This is a genomic window from Amycolatopsis thermophila (assembly GCF_030814215.1).
Classification (GTDB): Bacteria; Actinomycetota; Actinomycetes; order Mycobacteriales; family Pseudonocardiaceae; genus Amycolatopsis_E; species Amycolatopsis_E thermophila.
The window spans coordinates 7,062,450-7,079,970 of record NZ_JAUSUT010000001.1 but is presented as its reverse complement, the minus strand read 5'-3'; the positions used below and the strand labels follow the sequence as shown (position 1 = coordinate 7,079,970).

Sequence of the window (17,521 nt, the reverse complement as noted above, 5' to 3'; positions counted from 1 at the left end):
GTGGGTGGTCCGCCCCGGGACCACCCACGCCCCACCACGCTGAGGGAGCGAAAGACCCGTGACCAACCCCGTCGACCGGGCCCGCACGCACACGCTCGCCGGCATCCCGCGGCGTTCGGCCACCCGCTTCCCCGGCAAGACCGCCGTGGTGCACCGCGACGTCCGGCTCACCTTCGCCGAGTTCGACGCCGTCGTGGACCGGGTCGCGGCCGCCCTGCACGCGGCAGGGCTGCGCAAGGGCGACCGGCTGGTGCTGCTGTCGCACAACTGCTGGCAGTTCCCCGTGCTCAACTTCGCCACGGCCCGGCTGGGCGTGGTCTTCGTGCCGGTCAACTTCATGCTCACCGGCACCGAGGTCGGTTACATCCTGCGCGACTGCGACGCCGACGCCGTCGTGGTGGAAGATGCCCTCGCACCCGTCGCCGAGCAAGCGATGACCGGGCTCGACGTGCGGGTGCGCGCCGTCATCCGCCTCGGCGACGACCGCGTCCGTCCCGGGTGGACGGACTTCGCCGAGTGGACGGGGCACCCCGGACCACCGCCGGAGGTGCCTGTCGGCGACGACGACGTCCTGCGCATCATGTACACCTCCGGCACCGAGTCCCGCCCCAAGGGCGCGATGCTCACCAGCCGGTCGCTGATGTGGCAGTACGTCAGCTGCATCGTCAGCGGCGGGATGGAAACCGGCGACGTCGAGGTCCACGCCCTGCCGCTCTACCACTGCGCGCAGCTGGACAACTTCCTGTCCACCGACCTCTACCTCGGCGCCACCAGCATCATCCTCGACCGGCCCGATCCCGGCGCGATCCTGCGCGCGATCGAGGCGGAACGGGCGACCAACCTGTTCGCCCCGCCCACGGTGTGGCTGTCCCTCCTGCAACACCCGGAGTTCGAGACGACCGACCTCGGCTCCCTGCGCAAGGGCTATTACGGCGCGTCGGCACTGCCCACCGAAGTCCTGCGGGAGATGGAACGCCGGATGCCGGACATGCGGTTCTGGAACTTCTACGGGCAGACCGAGATGGCGTCGCTGGCCACCGCGCTCGGCCCGGAGGACCAGCGACGGCGACCGGGTTCGGCCGGGCGCGCCGCGCTGAACGTCGAGACCCGGGTGGTCGACGAGCAGGACCGGCCGCTGCCCGCGGGGGAGGTCGGCGAGATCGTCCACCGCAGCCCGCACGCCACGGTCGGCTACCTCGGCGCCCCGGACAAGACGGCCGAGGCGTTCCGCGGCGGCTGGTTCCACTCCGGCGACCTCGGCTACGTCGACGACGAGGGCTACCTGTGGGTCGTGGACCGCAAGAAGGACATGATCAAGACCGGTGGCGAGAACGTCGCCACCCGTGAGGTCGAAGAAGCGCTGTACACAGTGGACGGTGTCGCGGAGGCCGCGGTCGTCGGCGTCCCGCACCCGCGGTGGATCGAGGCGGTCGCCGCGATCGTGGTGCCGCGCGACGGGGCGGTGCTCAGCGAACAGGACGTGATCGCCGGGTGCCGCCGGGTCCTGGCCGGTTTCAAGGTACCCAAGTACGTCGTGTTCGCCGAAGCGCTGCCGAAGAACCCCAGCGGCAAGATCCTCAAACGCGAGCTGCGCGAGCGCTACGCCGAAATCGCGCGACTGTCACCCTGAGTGGACTGTGCGGCGGCGCGTTCGCAGGGGCCGGGCAGTGGCATCGTGGCTGCGGGGTCGAGAAGGCACATGATGCGCGGGAGCGGATTGGTGGTCATCGAGGGCGGATGCGGACCAGGCGCGCCACCTCCGCCTGCCGCGGCGACAGCTTGGCTAGCAGCGTCGTCGCCCGCCGCGTTCTCCGGCAGTCCACGCGATCTGCGCGAGCGGTCTGCCGGCAGCCGCAGCGACGCGACCTCCCGGCGCGCCAATCAGATCCGGATCGCGGTCGAACAACCCGACCAAGTGAAGGGCTGGCCGAGCTTGGCCGGCCGGGTGGTGGCCGTCGCCACGACGAAGTCCTCGTCGTCAGGTCTGAGCAGGCGGGGACGGCCTCGCGCCCACCGAGGGGCCAGACAGGCCAGGCCAGTCTCGTCGAACCGGTGGATCACGTCCCGGACGGTGTCCTCGTCGTCCTGCACGGAACCCGGTTCCCACTGGCCGAGGCCAGCAGCATCATCGCGCGCCGATATCGCACCGAACTCGTGCTGCCCCGGCGCACGATGTGCTGCAGCTTCGGCCCCTCCTGGTCGGTCAGTCTGCGCACAGGGACAGGCTCAGCCACCGCGCCTCCAGCGGTCGGATCGGACGTCACTGCATATCCAACCGCCCCGACCATCGCCCCGGCGAACCTATGCGGTCACAGCATTAGCCGCCGACGAGGTGATCTGCCCCCGTCGAGGAACGCCTGCCCGAGCTCGTGCGCCGCTACGAGCACGCCGCTCGCTTCGCCAACGAGCAGCACCTCGACGAGGAGATCACCCGCGTGCTCGCCCGCCGCGCGCCGGCCGCGCTGGGTCGCGCCGCCGAGCCCGCGCTGCGCGCGCTCTTGCACCGCGTCCACGCCGCCGGGTGGCCCGTCGAGCACGCGGTGCCCGACGCCGACAGCCTCGTCGGCATCGACCTCGCCCGCGACCCGGCCGCCGTGCTGTACCGGCGGGTCGAGCAGCGCATCCACCGCAGCGACCCGCCCGATGCGCCGCTGCGGCCCCGCGGTCCACTCCCGTGGCTGGAATCGGCAAGCACCCAGGCGCTTGCTGACCGGCCCGATTCCGCCCGCCATCTCGACCAGTTGGCTCAGGCGATCGCCGCTCGGGCGGCCGCGCTGCGCGAGGAGACCGTCGCGACGGAGCCGGACTGGGCCCCCGCACTGCCGACGCCGATGCCGCGGCGCGGTGGGATGACCTCGTCGGCAGGCCGCCGCGTACCGCGAGACCTACAACATCACCAGCGCCAACCCGGACGTGCCCCCGGGCTCCAGCCGCGCGGCACCGGCCCCCGGGCACAGGCGTGGAAGCAGATCACCGACCGGTGGAGGCCGACGACGACCAGCCCCAGCGAGCAGTACGCCCGCAACCAGCAGCGGATCAACGCGCTGCGCGACCAGATGATCGAAGGTCGAGAGGACCTTCGCGACGACCGCGAAGATCTCGCCGCGGACTACCGAGCCGAAGCCGCCGATGGGCGCGCCGACGCGCACGAGGTCACCGACTTCGAGGCGCAGCGCCGCTATGACGATCTTGACAGCCGGCAGGAGGGCTCCGGCCTAGGGACGGGACTGAGCTAACGCCGGTGCCGCGGTCCGGTCGGATGGCCCTACCTCGGCGCCTGGAAGCCGCCGAGCTCCTGCTCCAGCAGTTCGGCCAGTCGCAGCGGGGTGCGGTCCTCGAACATCGGGCCGATGAGCTGCACCCCCACCGGCAGGCCCTCGGGGGACCGGCCCGCGGGTATCGCGGTCGCGGGCAGGCCGGGCATGGTCGCCACACCAGCCCACACCAGCTGATCGAAGTACGGGTACTCGGCGCCGTCGATGTCGATCCGGCGTTCCATCGGGTTGGGACTGCGGTCGTGCGGGAACGCGGGAGTAGGCGTGATCGGGCAGACCACGGCGTCGAACTCGGCGAAGAGCTGCCGCCAGGCGTGGCGGTGGAGTTCGCGGCGGCTGTTTGCTTCCAGCCAGTCGTGGTGGCTGAACACCATGGCGCGCAACCGCACGGCGTCGAGGCTCCGGTCGTCCGCGCTCGATCCGGCGACTCGGGCCCGCAGCTGCTCGTCGTCGACGGGGAAACGCGCGCTGGCGCCCGAGATCAGCAACTGCATGTAGAGCGTCGCGGCGTCGGCCAGGTCGGGCAGCAGCCGACTCCGCCACTCGACGCGGGCGCCGCCGTCGGTGAGCGCGGCGGCCACCCGGTGCACGCCCGCCCGCACAGCGGCCCCGGTCGGGAGGAGCGGATGCTTGTCGACGACGAGGACCCGGAAGTCGTTCAGCCGCTCGTGGCGTGCCGGCGGCAGCGCCACGTGGTGCGCCTTGCCGAGCGTCAGCGGGTCCGGTCCGGCCATGACGTCGAGCAGGAGCGTGAGGTCGCGGGCCGTGCGCGCCATCGGACCGACGACGGCGAGGTCGAGGTCGACCGGCAAGGCCGGCCCCGGCGGCGCGACCATGCCGCGGGGCGCCGCCAGCCCGAGCGTCGGCTTGTGCGCGTAGATGCCGCAGAAATGCGCGGGGGTGCGCAGGGAACCGGCGAGGTCGGAGCCGATGGACAACGCGCCGAACCCGCACGCCAGGGCCGCCGCCGATCCACCGGAGGATCCACCCGCCGTGCGGTCGTGATCCCACGGGTTGTTGGTGGTGCCGTAGATTTCGTTGAACGTCTGGATGTCCTGCAACCCCACCGGCACGTTCGTCTTGCCCAGCACCACCGCGCCCGCGGCCTTGAGTCGCGACACCTGCACCGCGTCCTCGGAGGGCACGAAATCCCGGTGTTGCGGCATGCCCCAGCTCGTCGGCAACCCGGCGACGTTGTAGGACTCCTTGACCGTCACCGGAATCCCGAGCAACGGCCGTTCCTCGCCAAGGGCACGTGCCCGGTCCGCGGCGCGCGCGGCTGCCCGCGCGCGGTCGAAGTCCGGCACGCAGATCGCGTTGACGGCCTTGTCCTCGCGCTCGATACGGGCGATGGCCTCTTCGGTCAGTTCCGTCGAGCTCACCTGACCGGCACGCAACGCGGCCGCCAGCGCTTCGGCCGACTTCACACTCCACTCCATGAATCCGAGGCTATCGGTCCGGCGGAGAGGGCATAAAATTCCTTTTCGCACAACGGATGAGGGGTTGAGGAACGTCGGAACGAAAACCGGCGCTGAGCCTCGGTCGACACCGGCGATCTGCATGTTCGAGCGGTGGCTAGCCAAGCACCTCATGGGCATCACCGACCCCGACCACGCGCAGATCATCCGCAGATCCGCCACCTGGCACGTCTTGCCCAGGCTTCAATCCCGCGCCGACCGCAAGCCCATCGCCCCGGCCGGACGCCATCCTGGAGATGCCGGCCCCGATCGTCGCCGAAGCCCTCGGCTACCACCACAACACAACGACAAAGCTCGCTGCGGAAGCAGGCAACACCTGGAGCCGATACGCCCCCAGCGAATCACGCACCGCTACAACCACGAGGAACTCGCGACAGTTGAACAGGTGATCTCAGCAGTCTTCTGCAGTCAGTAGCTGGGGAATGTCGCGGTGACCTCGCCGTCGAAGAGTTTCCAGTAGAAGTCGTTCATCCGCGCGGCCGCGGGTGCGTGCCGGGCCAGGATAGGAACCACAGACGCTGGCACCTCCTCGGGGATATCGCCTGCGGCGCACCGGAGCACGTAGGCGTTGCGGGCGGTGGGCCCACCGCCCGCCGGCGTCGCCACCCCGCACACCTCGGTCACCAGCCAATTGGCCAGGCGCATGGACGCGTAGTCGGCATCGTGCGTCGTGTGTCGCCGGATGAAACCACGCTCGGCGTCCGAAAGCGTGAAATGCGGTGAGGTGGCCAGGCCGAAGTCTGTGAGATAGATCCGTTCGCCGTCGGTCCGCATGTTGCCGAAATGCCCGTCCATGTGCAGCAGCTCACGGTCGCGCAAGAACTCCACGATCTGCGACAGCTGCCACTCCAGGGTGTCTGCCCTGCCCACCGGGTTCTCACGCAGCCAGTCCGCCAGTGGATGGGGCAAGTACTCACCGAAGAGCACGAGGCTGTGCGAAGCGGCGGCCAGCGCTTCGAGTCGGGCCTGTACGGATCGTGAGCCGGCCAGTTTGGCCACGACCGCCTGGATATCGGTGTGCTCGGGCGCAACGGGCGGGCAGCCGGGCAGGACCCGCCAGTGGTAGAGCAGGGGGAACGACTCGACGTTGCCGGCCAGCACTCCCTCGGTGACGATGGTGTTCGCCGCCAACTCGCGCCAACCGTTGAAACCGGGGCCGCCAAGTCCGTACTGGCAGAACATCGGCAACTCGAACAGGTTCGCGGTGGAACGCGGATGAGCGAGCTCTCGATCGGTCAGCGGGATGCGTTTGACGAACACCGGGGCACCGTCGACAACGAGCCGAGCCGAACCACCGCCCACACCCACGTTGCCACCGGGAGCTGCACCTATCAGGGAAGCGAGTTCGCCATCATCGCAGGACTCGAACCTGGCAGAGAGCCGCTCGTGGAGTGCATACCTCGTCGCCATCACCACCCAAGCATGCCCCGCCATCGCCGCTGGGTTCCCGACAGCACCGCTCCAGCCGTCACGCACCGCTACAAGGGGGGAACTCGCGACAGTTGAATAGGCGATCTCACCAGTCGGGGCCCCCTACTGCTCGGCGATGGTGAAGCGGTCCGGGCGTGCCGATGGCCGGTCAGTCGCCGGATCGCGCAGCGCGGACAACCACGTCGGCGGGCACGTCCTCGGGACAGCACGGACCACGCGCGAGCAGGCCATGACCGCGGCAGCGTGCGGGAGGCGTTGTGCACGCGGACGTATGCCATCGGACACGATGGACGACTACGGCTGGGCGGGTTGGAACAGCTCGATGAGGTTGCCGGCGGGGTCGGTCAGCAGGATCTGGCGCCCACCCGGGCCGGAGATCAGCTCGCTGCGGAAGGAGAGTCCCGCGGTGCGGAGCCGGTCGATCTCGGCGTCGAGGTCGTCGACGATGAGGTGGATGCGGTTGCGGCCGGCGGATGCGGCGTCGGCGGGTGTGGCGCGGGCGCCGGAGCTGGTCGGCCCGGACAGCAGCAGACGCAGGGGCCCGCGGACCACGTCGGCGAAGGCGGGGGCGGCGCTGGTGCGCACGGTGAAGCCGAGATGGGTGGTGTAGAAGTCGATGGCGGCTTGGACGTCGTCGACGAGGTAGCGGACGCTGGCGAGTTGATCGGGTGCGGTCATGGGTCATCCTCCGGGTGTGGTGGCGGCGAATACCGACAGCAGGTGGCGGATACGGGTGTCGAGCTCAACGGCGACGCGAGCGAACGCCGGATAGGTGTCCTGGTCGGCGCTGGTGGTGGCCGGGTCGGCGATGCTCCAGTGGATCAACCGGGAATCGTCGCCGAAGTCCGGGCAGACCTCGCGGACCTTGTCGCACAAGGTGATCACGTAGTCGAACCGGTGATCGGCCACCGTGTCCAGGTGTCGGGTGCGTCGGCCGGCGATGTCGATGCCGTACTCCTCGTGCAGGACCCGGATCGCGTCGGGGTGGATGTGCTGCTTGGGGTGGCTGCCGGCACTGGTCACCTCGACGCGACCATCACTGCTGCGGTGGCGTAGCAGGGCTTCGGCGATCGGTGAGCGAGAGCTGTTGCCCGTGCACAGGAACAGCACTCGAACCCGGCCCGGCCGTCTCGCGGTCATCGCGGACGGTGGCCGTGGACCCAGGTGCAACGCCGGGTGCAAGGCGACCCCGGTGGCGGTCAGCGCCTGGGCGCAGCGGTCCAGGTCGAGGTGGTAGTAGGCGTCGCGGCCGTCGAAGCTGCTGCGCCTCGAGGTGACCAGGCCATCGCCGCGGAGCAGACGCAGGTGGTAGGAGACCAGGTTCTGCGGTTCGCCCACCCGCTCGGTCAACTCGCGCACGCGGTAGTCGCTGCCGGCCAGTTCGGTCAGCAGACGCCACCGCAGCGGATGGGCGGCCATGCGCACGAACGGCGGGGCGGCTTGACTCGGCGGCACCATCCCCCGACGATACATCAAAACAGCTTGATGGAATACCGGGAGGTGGATGGTGTCCGCACCGCAACCAGGCCGACGCGACGCCCGGCCGGGGGCCGCCGAGCCTGCGTCCGGCGCCCCCGGGTCCGGCAATCGCGAGTCTGGCGACGGCGGAGCGACCGGTGCCGGAGCGCTGGCGCGGCGACTGGGCACGGGGGACGCGGTGGTCATCGGGCTGGGCTCGATGATCGGAGCCGGGGTGTTCGCCGCGTTCGGTCCCGCCGCCCGCGCCGCAGGCACCGGCCTGCTGATCGGCCTGGCCATCGCGGCGGTGATCGCCTACTGCAACGCCACCGCGTCGGCCCAGCTGGCGGCGGCCTACCCGACCTCGGGCGGCACCTACATCTACGGGCGGGAACGACTCGGGCACTGGTGGGGTTTCACCGCCGGGTGGGGATTCGTGGTCGGCAAGACCGCCTCGTGCGCGGCGATGGCGCTCACCTTCGCCACCTATGCCGTACCCGGACCCTGGTGGGCACAGCGACTGGTCGCGGTGGCCGGCGTGCTCGGCTTGGCCGCGCTCAACTACCGCGGCGTCACCAAGACCGCCCTGCTGACCCGCATCCTGGTCGGCACCAGCCTGACCGCCCTGGCCGCGGTCGTGATCGGGATCGCCGTCGGTGGCCACGCCAGTCCGGTGAACCTGGGTGGCTGGGCTGCCCTGGGCACCGGTGGCGCCTACGGCATCCTCCAGGCCGCCGGGCTGCTGTTCTTCGCCTTCGCCGGCTACGCGCGCATCGCCACCATGGGGGAGGAGGTCCGCGACCCCCAGCGCACGATCCCGCGCGCCATCCCCATCGCCTTGTTCATCACCGTGGCGGTCTACGTCGTGGTGGGTGCGGCGGCACTGCTGGCCGCCGGGCCGCAGCAACTCGCCGCCGCCACCGCACCGTTGACCACCGCCGTGCAGGCCGCCGGGGCTGGTGGGCTGACCCTGGTGGTGCGCGTCGGGGCGGCGCTGGCCGCGCTCGGCGCGCTGCTGGCACTGATCGCCGGCATCGGCCGCACCAGCCTGGCCATGGCCCGCCACCACGACCTGCCCGGCTGGCTGGCCGCCGTCCACCCCCGCTACCGCGTGCCGCATCACGCCGAGATCGGGCTCGCGGTCGTGGTCAGCATCGTGGTGGCCACCGTCGACCTGCGCGGGGTGATCGGCTTCTCGTCCTTCGGCGTGCTGATCTACTACGCCATCGCCAACGCCGCGGCGTTCACCCAGTCCGGCGAGCAGCGCCGGTGGCCCCGCTGGCTCAACCTGCTCGGCGTCGCCGGCTGCCTGCTTCTGGTGGCCACACTGCCCTGGCAGTCGGTGCTGGCCGGAGTGGTGATGTTCGCCCTCGGACTGGCCGGCCGGGCCCTCGTCCGGACCGCCCGCTCCCGGCACGTCGATCTGCGCACGACTCCCCGCAGGTGATCTGGAAATGACCGCGGCGGCGGATGGTCGCCCCCAACACGTACCTGTGCTGGGCTCAGCGGTCGCGCCAGGCGAGTGGTGAGAGCGCGAGGGCTGCCTCGGCGACTCGTTGGGCGGTTGGGGTGGTGAGGCCTTGGAGGGCGCTGTCGATCCAGCCCTGAACTCGCTGGACGCCGATGTCGCGGTACTCGACGGCCTGGAGCAGCATCTCGAGTTTGTCGGCGTCGCGGGCGCAGCGGGCTTCCGTGCTTTCGGCTGCCTCGTACTCGTCGACGGCGTCGCGGACCGAGGTACCGGCGGCGCTGGGCAGCCCGGCGGTCTGGTCGGCGGTGATCTGTCTGGGGTCGGGTTTGGTGAGGTAGGGCTTGACGGTGTGGGGGAGGTCGCCGGTGCGGGTTTCCTGGGTGTCGTGCCAGAGGGCGAGGTAGGCGGCGCGGGCGGGGTCGGCGCCTTCTTCGGCGGCCAGCAGCCCGGCGAGCTGGGCGACGCGCAGGGAGTGTTCGGCGACGGATTCGGGGTCGCGGACGCCGGCGTGCCACCAGCCCGAGCGTCGGATCCGTTTGAGGATGCCGAGCTCGTATCCGAAGCTGGCGATGGCGGTGGCATCGGACACGCGTGGGTCTCCCTTTCGGTCGGCGATGCGGAGGGCGTAGTGCAGGCCGGCTGCACTCAGCCCCCGGATCGGGGTTCGGCGTGGAGTATGAAACATCCGGGGGTCGATGATGCGGACCTCCTGCGCAGTGGTCTCCCCCTGGGCACGCGGCATCACCGCAGACTCCGACTCCGACACGGAGTGGGCCGGGTGCCTGCACGAGGCCCGACGGCACCTACCCGATGTTCAGCCCAGGACGCGCAGCGCCTGGTCGACCGCCGCGCGCAACCGTTGCGGGTCGTGGCCGGCGCGGTGGCGCACCCGCAGCCCGGCGAGGGTGGTGAACAGCAGGTCGGCAGTGCCGTCGGCGTCGAGATCGGCGGGCAGTTCGCCGGAGGTGATCCCGCGGCGCAGCAGCTTGGCGATCGCGGCTGTCGTGCCCTCGAACGCCGCATCCACGCGCCGGGCCGCTTCCGGGTCCTCCGTACCCAGTTCGGTGGCGGTGTTGATGACGAAGCAGCCTGGCACGTCGGACGGTTCGACCATCGAGTGGAGCCAGTCGCGCAGTACCGCGCGGACGGGCCCGTCATCATCGAGTGCCGCCGTGCACCGGGCGGACTCCGACGCCTGGTAGTGGTCCAGCGCGCGCAGGAACAACGCGTGCTTGTCGCCGAACGTCCGGTACAGGCTGCTCGGGTTGAGCGCGAGCGCATCCCCGAGGTCACGTGTGGACGTGGCGTGGTACCCGCGACGGTGGAACAGCTCGGTGGCGCGCGCGACCACGTCCTGCTCGTCGAACTGCCGGGACCGTGGCATGCCGCCAGACTACCCCACATTGTGGAGCGAATGCTCCCGTAGTACAGTCGGCTGCCATATGGGAGCGATCGCTTTCGAAAAATGGAGGCATTGATGCGTAACAAGGTGGCCGTCGTCAGCGGTGGCACGAAAGGTATCGGCGCGGCGGTTGTCGAGCGCCTGCGCAAGGACGGGTACTCCGTCGTCACGGGCTCGCGGTCGGCCGTGCCGGAGCGGGGCGACGATCTGACCGTGGTGCAGGCCGATCTTGCCACCGCCCAGGGGGTGGAGGCGCTCGCTGCCGCCGCGCTCGAACGCGGCCGGGTGGATGCGCTGGTCAACAACGTCGGGCAGTTCGAGGCCCGGAGCTCGTTCCTCGATGTCACCGACGCGCAGTGGGAGCAGGGCTTCAACGCTAACGTGCTGTCAGCCGTGCGGCTCACCCGCGCCCTGCTGCCGTCGTTGCTGGAACACGGCGGGGCGATCGTCAACGTCTCGTCCATCAATGCTCGGATGCCGTTCCCCATGGTCGTCGACTACTCCGCCCACAAGGCCGCACTCACCAACCTCACGACGGCGCTGTCGGAGGAGTTCGCACCACGAGGCGTCCGGGTCAACACGGTTTCGCCCGGCCCCGTCCGCACACCCGGCTGGACGGACGACGGTCGTCTCGGCGACAGCGTGGCAAGCGCGTCCGGCATCACCCGGGAACAGGCACTCGACGAGGGCGTGCCCGCGAGTATGGGCATCACACTCGGCCGGATGGGCGAAGCCGAGGAGATCGCCGACGCGGTCGCGTTCCTGCTCGGACCTCAGGCGCGGTGGATCACCGGCACGGACCTGGTGATCGACGGCGGCACCACCAAGGCGGCGTGAGGCCGCGTGGGCACGGGAATCGTGACCGCCGGCAGCCTGCTGGTGCACGCGCACGATTGAGCCGTACGTTGTTGATCAGGCCGTCGTGCGGTCGGCCGGCGCCGGGGCGACCACATCGGCGGCCTCGCGGCGGATCCGTTCGCTTCCCCAGGCGCCTAGTGGTCCGAGCGCCTGGTTGAGTGTGCGCCCGTGCTCGGTCAAGGAGTATTCGACCCGCGGTGGCACCTCGGCGTGGACCTCCCGGTGCACCAGCCCGTCCTCCTCGAGCTCGCGCAGGTGCTGAGTCAGCATCTTCTCGCTGACGCCGGGCAGGCCGCGACGGAGCTCAGCGAAACGGCGTACGCCATGGGCCTCGAGCTCCCAGAGGATAAGACCCTTCCACTTGCCGCTCACCACGTCGAGCGCGGCGTCGATGCCACAGATGTAAGGCCCGCGTCTGGGCGCCTTGGCCATCGCCGTTCCCCTTACTGAAAGGTAAGTACCGCAGAAAATAGTCGGTACTTACGAGAATAGTGGTGCGTCTCCGACCATGGAGTGGTGACCGAACACCAGCAGAACAGCGCCGTCACCGTGATCGGGCTCGGCCCGATGGGACAGGCGATCACCCGTACCCTCCGCGCCGCCGGCCATCCCGTTACCGTCTGGAACCGCACCGCCGCGCGGGCCGCGGGCGTCGTCGCCCACGGAGCGACGCTCGCGCCGACACCTGCGGAGGCGGTTGAGGCGAGCGGCCTCGTGATCCTCAGCCTCACCGACTACCAGGCGATGTACGACATCCTCGGCGGGGCCACAGCATCGCTCGCCAACCGAACACTGGTCAATTTGAGTTCCGACACCCCCGCCCGCAGCCTCGAGGCGGCATCCTGGGCCGCGGGCCACGACGCGGCCTTCCTCACTGGTGGCGTCATGGTCCCGGCGCCGATGGTCGGCACGGAGGCGGCGTTCGTCTACTACAGCGGCCCCGGCGAGGTGATGGAAGACAACCGGGCGGTGCTGGCCCGGCTGGGCACGCCGAAGCATCTGGGCGAGGACCCGGGTCTCGCCCAGCTGATGTATCAGGCCCAGCTCGCGCTGTTCCTGGGCACGCTGTCCGCGCTGATGCACGCCACCGCGATGCTGGGCGCCGCGGGAATGAAGGCCACGGAGGCGCTGCCGGAGTTGCTCGCCTCCGCCGAATCGATCGGCGCCATCCTCCGGGCCGGCGAGGAGACGCCCGGCGCCGCGCTGGACGCCGGAGAGCATCCCGGCGACCTCAGTACGGTCACGATGATGGGCGCGACGGCCGACCACATCGTCGAGACCACTACGGCCCTCGGCCTCAACCTCGCGCTTCCCCTTGCCGTGCAAGCGCATTACCGGCGAGCGATCGAGAACGGGCACGGCGGCGACAACTGGACCCGCATCATCGACAGCATCCGCGAACCGGCAGGACAGCCGCAGAACTGACGAACACCACCGGTGATCGGCGGCGGCTCGACCTGACGCGAAGGAGGCGTCCTGGCCGGCCGCCGCCCGATGCCGGCATGAACCGTCTCCGGCATTCCCAGCGCGGCCGCTGGCCGCAGACCACGCAGACCTCGGACGCGAGCATGCACTTCCCGGCCAGCTGACAACCGGAGGGGATCCGCCCCTCCTCCACCAAGCCTTCCTCGGCATCTCCTGCAGCCGGCTCGAGAAACCCCCAATCGGTGAGGACCTCTCAGCCCTCTGGCGCATCACGGGTTACCTCAGCGTGGAAAACCCCCTCGTCACGCATCGCGCGTTCGGGGAACGTGGAGCGGCCGATGTCATGCTCGTCGAAGGAGACGCACACCGTGGTCGTGGAGCTGGACCTCGTGGTCCATCGTAGGCGCGTGGTTGCCGAGGGGGTCGTGGAACTCACGCTCCGCAGGCAGGATGGCGCCGCATTGCCGTCGTGGGAGGCGGGCGCACACATCGACCTCGTGCTGGGGCCGGACCTCGTCCGGCAGTACTCGTTGTGCGGTGATCCCGCGGACCGGTGTTCCTGGCGCATCGCCGTGCTGCGGGAGCACGGGAGCCGCGGCGGATCGGCCGCCGTGCACGGCGAGCTGGCCGAGGGCTCGCAGGTCGGCGTGCGTGGTCCGCGGAACCACTTCCGGTTCGAGCCGTCGCGTCGGTACGTCCTGATCGCCGGGGGTATCGGCATCACGCCGATCATGGCCATGGCCGCCGCAGCCGACGACCGCGGTGCGGACTGGTCCTTGACTTACGGCGGCCGCACCAGGGCATCGATGGCATACGCCAGCGACCTGCGGGATCGTTACGGTGCCCGGGTTGACCTGCGGCCTCAGGACGAGTTCGGCCTGTTGGACCTCGACTCGCTGCTGGGGGAGCCGGCCGGGGACACGCTGGTCTACTGCTGCGGCCCGGAACCGCTGCTGGAGGCCGTCGAGAAGCGCTGTGCCGGGTGGCCGCGGGGCGCGCTGCACGTTGAACGTTTCAGCCCGAAGGAGTTCGACGCGCAGGCGAGCGACCATCCGTTCGAGGTCGTTCTCGCGCGTTCGGGCCGGACCGTGATGGTCTCATCAGGACAATCCATCCTCTCCGCCGTCCGCGAGGCGGGGGTGCAGGTGCTCTCCTCGTGTGAGGAAGGGACCTGTGGCACGTGTGAGACGACCGTGCTGGCCGGTGAGGTCGACCACCGGGACTCCCTGCTGTCCGAAGAGGAACGCGCCGCCGGCGAGACGATGATGGTCTGCGTCTCGCGCGCGGCCTGCGCGAAGCTCACCCTCGATCTCTAGGAGACACCATGATGCCCACATTGGACGATGACCCGTTCGACGACGCGATCCTGACCGACCCTTACGAATTCCAAACCCGGTTGCGGGAGGCGGGCCCCGTCGTCCACCTGCCCAAGCTGGGGGTCTACGCGATGGGCCGGTACGACGAAGTGCGAGCCGCGCTCACCGACTGGGAGTCGTTCGTGTCCAGCCGGGGCGTCGGTCTCAGCGACTTCGCCAAGAAGAAGCCGTGGCGCCCGCCCAGCCTGCTGCTGGAGAACGACCCGCCGTCGCACACCGGCTTCCGTGCGGTGATGAACGACGTCATCTCACCGCGGACGATGCGGACGCTCCGCGCTCAGTTCGCGAAGGACGCGGACGAGCTGGCCGAGGAATTGGTGCGCCGGCGCCGGTTCGACGCCGTGACGGATCTGGCCGAGGTGTATCCGCTCAAGGTCTTCCCCGATGCCGTGGGCCTGCGGCCGGACGGGCGGGAGAACCTCCTTCCGTATGGCGCGCTCGCGTTCAACGCCTTCGGACCGGACAACGCACACGCCCGGCGCGCCTTCGCCGCGGCGGAGCCGGTGCTGGAGTGGATCGCGGAGAGTTGCCGGCGAGAAGCCTTGTCCGGCACCGGATTCGGTGCGAGCATCTGGGCGGCGGCCGACCGGGGCGAGATCACGCCCGAGCAGGCCCCCGTTCTGGTTCGGTCGCTGCTCACGGCCGGCGTGGACACGACCGTCTACGGGATCGGCAACACGATGTACGCGATCGGCACTCATGCCGACCAGTGGGCTGACCTGCGCGACAACCCTGGACGTGCGAAGTTCGCCTTCGACGAGGCGCTGCGGTTCGAGTCGCCCGTTCAGACGTTCTTCCGCACGGCGCCCGCCGATGTGGAGATCGCCGGCACGATCGTCCCGGCCGGGTCGAAGGTGTTGCTCTTCCTCGGTTCTGCGAACCGGGACTGGCGCCGCTGGGGCGAGGACGCCGGCACGTTCCGGATCGACCGCGATGCCGGCGGGCACGTCGCCTTCGGCATGGGTGTTCACCAGTGCGTCGGCCAGCCGGTCGCGCGGCTGGAGGCGGAAATGGTGCTGTCCGCGCTCGCCAGGCGCGTTGCCCGGGTAGAGCTCGATGGCGATCCCGTCCCGAAGCTGAACAACAGCCTCAAGGGCTGGGCGAGCATACCGGTTCGCGTGACCCCCGCCTGAGCGAGTGCCGAGCCGGCGGCGCGCTACTGGCCGGGCAAGAACCCCGTGGGTGCCTCGTTGCGGATGTGGATGCCGTCCGGGTGCCGGACCGGTGCGCCGAGTGTGCGGGAGATCCCCTGCGCGCTGGCCAGTACCGCGGGCACGTAGCGGCGTGCCGTGTCGCCCCGGAAGGGCACGACGATGGACAGCGCGGCGATCACGGCGTTCTCCGGACCGCGGATGGGCGCGGCCACCGAGCTGGAGGTGTCCTCGATCTGGCGATGGCTGATGGCGTAACCGGTTTTGCGGACCTTGGCCAACTCCCGGCGGAGCTGCGATGGATCGCACGTGGTGTGTGCGGTGAAGCGCTTCATCGGGCCGGCCAGGATCGTGTTGATGAGGTCGATCGGGGCGTGAGCCAGGAGCACACGGCCGACCCCTGTCGCGTGCGGTGGCAGCCGGAAGCCGGGGCGAGCGGGGATCGGTGTCGACCGATGGCTGAAAATCCGCTCGATGTAGACGACCTCGTGCCCGTCGAGGACCGCGATCTGCACGTTCTCGTGGGTTGCCTCGTACAGGTCCTCGAGGAACGGCAATGCCGCTTCGCGCAGGCTTTTGCTGCGTGGGGCGAGTGAGCCGACCTCCCACAGGTGCAGTCCGATCTGGTAACGGCCGTCGTCCCCGCGCTCCAGCGCTCCCCAGCGGAGGAGTTCCCCGACCTGTCGGTGGGTCGAGGAGACGGGCTGCCCGAGGCGACGCGCGATCTCCGACAGGGTGAGCCTCGGCGACTCGGCGGAGAAGCAGTCGAGAATGACGAGCGCGCGCTGGGTGCTCGTCGGTTTCGGCGCGTCGGACAATGCTCCACCTTTCCGGGATGCCACGGCCGGCTGCATCGCGTCCACCGCGACGCCACAATCTTTTCCTCAGGGTGGAAAGAATAGGCCGCACGGGACGACAAGGCGAGAGGCTGGCACCAACATCGTCAGATCGATTGAGGAGCGGGTGCATGCGAACTCAGGTCGGCATCGTGGGTGCCGGTCCCGCTGGCCTTCTGCTGTCACAACTGCTTTCCCTCCAAGGCATCGAGTCCGTGGTACTGGAACGCCGAAGCCGCGACTACGTGGAGCGGCGGGTGCGCGCGGGGGTTCTCGAACACGGGACTGTCCAGACCCTGCGGGAGGCCGGTGTGGCCAAGCGGCTCGACGAGGAGGGGCTGGTCCACGACGGGCTGAACGTGCGCTTCGCCGGGCACACGCACCGGCTCGACCTGGCGGATCTGGTCGGCCGGGGAGTCACGGTTTACGGTCAGCAGGAGGTCGTCAAGGACCTGATCGCGGCGCGCCTGGACGCCGGCGGTGACCTGCGGTTCGAGATCGCCGAGACCGCCTTGCACGACCTGGACGGGCAACGTCCGCGCATCACCTTCGTCGAAAAGGACGCCGCCGGGGAGCTCGACTGCGACTTCGTGGTCGGCGCGGACGGTTTCCACGGCATCAGCCGTCAGCACGTTCCCGGCCGGACCGAGTACGAGCACACCTATCCCTACGCTTGGCTCGGCATCCTCGCTGACGCACCGCCGGCGTTGCCGGAAGTGGTCTACGCCCGTCACCCCCGCGGTTTCGCCTTGCACAGCATGCGATCCCCGGCGGTGGCCCGGTTGTACCTCCAGGTCGCGCCCGACGAGGATCTCGCGGAGTGGCCGGACGAGCGCATCTGGGCGGAGCTGCGGCGCAGGCTGGGTGATGACGAGGGGTTCCGGCTCACCGAAGGGACGGTGCTGGACAAGGGCATCACACCGATGCGCAGTTTCGTTTCCGCGCCGATGCAGCACGGGCGGCTGCTCCTGGCCGGCGACGCCGCGCACATCGTGCCCCCGACGGGCGCCAAGGGCATGAACCTCGCGGTCGCTGACGTGCGGTTGCTGTCGAGGGCCCTCGGCGCGTTCTACCTGGGCGGCCGGACCGACCTCCTGGCGGCCTACACCGAGACCGCGCTGCGCCGGGTGTGGCGGGCGACGCACTTCTCGTGGTGGATGACTTCGATGTTGCACCGTGCACCCGACGAGAACCCGTTCACCGAGCGGCTCGCGACTGCCCAGCTGGACTGGGTGGTGTCCTCACGGTCGATGGCGACCGCTCTGGCCGAGAACTACACCGGCCTTCCCTACGAGCAGGACTGGTCGTACCGATGAGCCGTGCCGAGTTCGAGGCCGGCGCCGCGGCGCCGGTCACCCTC

The 17,521-nt window shown here is 70.0% G+C and carries 17 protein-coding genes; 8 read left to right on the top strand and 9 right to left on the bottom strand.

All coding sequences use genetic code 11. The features are described 5' to 3' along the window. The first annotated feature begins 58 nt into the window (after positions 1-58). A complete protein-coding gene (locus FB470_RS34600; protein WP_306998567.1) occupies positions 59-1,630 on the top strand; it encodes an acyl-CoA synthetase in 1,572 nt (523 codons plus the stop codon). A 251-nt stretch (positions 1,631-1,881) separates the two neighbouring features. On the opposite strand, the gene FB470_RS34595 is transcribed toward FB470_RS34600, so the two are convergent. Beyond that, complete coding sequence (locus FB470_RS34595; protein WP_306998565.1) at positions 1,882-2,091, bottom strand: helix-turn-helix domain-containing protein; 210 nt, start codon at positions 2,089-2,091, stop codon at positions 1,882-1,884. Positions 2,092-2,369: 278 nt separating this feature from the next. Here FB470_RS34595 and FB470_RS34590 point away from each other — a divergent pair, with 278 nt between their 5' ends. Continuing rightward, complete coding sequence (locus tag FB470_RS34590) at positions 2,370-3,236, top strand: hypothetical protein (protein WP_306998563.1); 867 nt, start codon at positions 2,370-2,372, stop codon at positions 3,234-3,236. Positions 3,237-3,265: 29 nt separating this feature from the next. Here FB470_RS34590 and FB470_RS34585 read toward each other — a convergent pair whose 3' ends face one another. The 4 genes from FB470_RS34585 to FB470_RS34570 form a co-directional block, all read right to left on the bottom strand. After that, entirely contained in the window at positions 3,266-4,714 is a 1,449-nt protein-coding gene (locus tag FB470_RS34585; RefSeq protein ID WP_306998561.1) for an amidase, read from the bottom strand. Between the two features lie 447 nt (positions 4,715-5,161). Next, entirely contained in the window at positions 5,162-6,013 is an 852-nt protein-coding gene (locus FB470_RS34580; protein WP_306998559.1) for a serine/threonine protein phosphatase, read from the bottom strand. A 465-nt stretch (positions 6,014-6,478) separates the two neighbouring features. Then, a complete protein-coding gene (locus FB470_RS34575) occupies positions 6,479-6,862 on the bottom strand; it encodes a VOC family protein (RefSeq protein ID WP_306998557.1) in 384 nt (127 codons plus the stop codon). Positions 6,863-6,865: 3 nt separating this feature from the next. Then, positions 6,866-7,642: an arsenate reductase/protein-tyrosine-phosphatase family protein gene (locus FB470_RS34570; protein ID WP_306998555.1), complete on the bottom strand. Its 777-nt coding sequence runs from the start codon at positions 7,640-7,642 to the stop codon at positions 6,866-6,868. 169 nt (positions 7,643-7,811) lie between these two features. Between FB470_RS34570 and FB470_RS34565 the strand changes: the two genes are divergently transcribed. Next, on the top strand, positions 7,812-9,089 hold the full coding sequence (locus tag FB470_RS34565) for an APC family permease (protein ID WP_370876723.1): 1,278 nt from the start codon (positions 7,812-7,814) through the stop codon (positions 9,087-9,089). 55 nt (positions 9,090-9,144) lie between these two features. Here the strand turns inward: FB470_RS34565 and FB470_RS34560 are convergent, their stop codons facing one another. Next, on the bottom strand, positions 9,145-9,702 hold the full coding sequence (locus FB470_RS34560; protein ID WP_306998551.1) for an HD domain-containing protein: 558 nt from the start codon (positions 9,700-9,702) through the stop codon (positions 9,145-9,147). 225 nt (positions 9,703-9,927) lie between these two features. Then, positions 9,928-10,497, bottom strand: a complete 570-nt coding sequence (locus FB470_RS34555; protein WP_306998549.1) for a TetR/AcrR family transcriptional regulator — start codon at positions 10,495-10,497, stop codon at positions 9,928-9,930. Between the two features lie 93 nt (positions 10,498-10,590). Between FB470_RS34555 and FB470_RS34550 the strand changes: the two genes are divergently transcribed. Further along, on the top strand, positions 10,591-11,352 hold the full coding sequence (locus FB470_RS34550; protein ID WP_306998547.1) for an oxidoreductase: 762 nt from the start codon (positions 10,591-10,593) through the stop codon (positions 11,350-11,352). Positions 11,353-11,427: 75 nt separating this feature from the next. On the opposite strand, the gene FB470_RS34545 is transcribed toward FB470_RS34550, so the two are convergent. Further along, positions 11,428-11,805 (bottom strand): winged helix-turn-helix transcriptional regulator, encoded by a 378-nt coding sequence (locus FB470_RS34545; RefSeq protein WP_306998545.1) that lies wholly within the window; start codon positions 11,803-11,805, stop codon positions 11,428-11,430. A gap of 84 nt (positions 11,806-11,889) precedes the next feature. Here FB470_RS34545 and FB470_RS34540 point away from each other — a divergent pair, with 84 nt between their 5' ends. The 3 genes from FB470_RS34540 to FB470_RS34530 all read left to right on the top strand — a co-directional run bounded on the left by FB470_RS34540 (position 11,890) and on the right by FB470_RS34530 (position 15,307). After that, a complete protein-coding gene (locus tag FB470_RS34540; RefSeq protein ID WP_306998543.1) occupies positions 11,890-12,798 on the top strand; it encodes an NAD(P)-dependent oxidoreductase in 909 nt (302 codons plus the stop codon). A gap of 338 nt (positions 12,799-13,136) precedes the next feature. Beyond that, positions 13,137-14,114 carry a PDR/VanB family oxidoreductase gene (locus tag FB470_RS34535; RefSeq protein ID WP_306998541.1) on the top strand — a complete coding sequence of 326 codons (978 nt, stop codon included), beginning with the start codon at positions 13,137-13,139 and terminating at the stop codon, positions 14,112-14,114. A gap of 8 nt (positions 14,115-14,122) precedes the next feature. Next, positions 14,123-15,307, top strand: a complete 1,185-nt coding sequence (locus tag FB470_RS34530) for a cytochrome P450 (protein ID WP_306998539.1) — start codon at positions 14,123-14,125, stop codon at positions 15,305-15,307. 23 nt (positions 15,308-15,330) lie between these two features. On the opposite strand, the gene FB470_RS34525 is transcribed toward FB470_RS34530, so the two are convergent. After that, a complete protein-coding gene (locus tag FB470_RS34525; protein ID WP_306998537.1) occupies positions 15,331-16,143 on the bottom strand; it encodes an IclR family transcriptional regulator in 813 nt (270 codons plus the stop codon). A 149-nt stretch (positions 16,144-16,292) separates the two neighbouring features. Here FB470_RS34525 and FB470_RS34520 point away from each other — a divergent pair, with 149 nt between their 5' ends. Then, positions 16,293-17,477 carry a 4-hydroxybenzoate 3-monooxygenase gene (locus FB470_RS34520; protein WP_306998535.1) on the top strand — a complete coding sequence of 395 codons (1,185 nt, stop codon included), beginning with the start codon at positions 16,293-16,295 and terminating at the stop codon, positions 17,475-17,477. Positions 17,478-17,521: the final 44 nt, after the last annotated feature.

Excerpts from the sequence above, each read along its gene's own strand:
- FB470_RS34585 (WP_306998561.1), bottom strand. The coding sequence starts at position 4,714 with ATGGAGTGGAGTGTGAAGTCGGCCGAAGCGCTGGCGGCCGCGTTGCGT.
- FB470_RS34575 (WP_306998557.1), bottom strand. The coding sequence starts at position 6,862 with ATGACCGCACCCGATCAACTCGCCAGCGTCCGCTACCTCGTCGACGAC.
- FB470_RS34570 (WP_306998555.1), bottom strand. The coding sequence starts at position 7,642 with ATGGTGCCGCCGAGTCAAGCCGCCCCGCCGTTCGTGCGCATGGCCGCC.
- FB470_RS34555 (WP_306998549.1), bottom strand. The coding sequence starts at position 10,497 with ATGCCACGGTCCCGGCAGTTCGACGAGCAGGACGTGGTCGCGCGCGCC.
- FB470_RS34550 (WP_306998547.1), top strand. The coding sequence starts at position 10,591 with ATGCGTAACAAGGTGGCCGTCGTCAGCGGTGGCACGAAAGGTATCGGC.
- FB470_RS34545 (WP_306998545.1), bottom strand. The coding sequence starts at position 11,805 with ATGGCCAAGGCGCCCAGACGCGGGCCTTACATCTGTGGCATCGACGCC.
- FB470_RS34535 (WP_306998541.1), top strand. The coding sequence starts at position 13,137 with ATGTCATGCTCGTCGAAGGAGACGCACACCGTGGTCGTGGAGCTGGAC.
- FB470_RS34530 (WP_306998539.1), top strand. The coding sequence starts at position 14,123 with ATGATGCCCACATTGGACGATGACCCGTTCGACGACGCGATCCTGACC.
- FB470_RS34520 (WP_306998535.1), top strand. The coding sequence starts at position 16,293 with ATGCGAACTCAGGTCGGCATCGTGGGTGCCGGTCCCGCTGGCCTTCTG.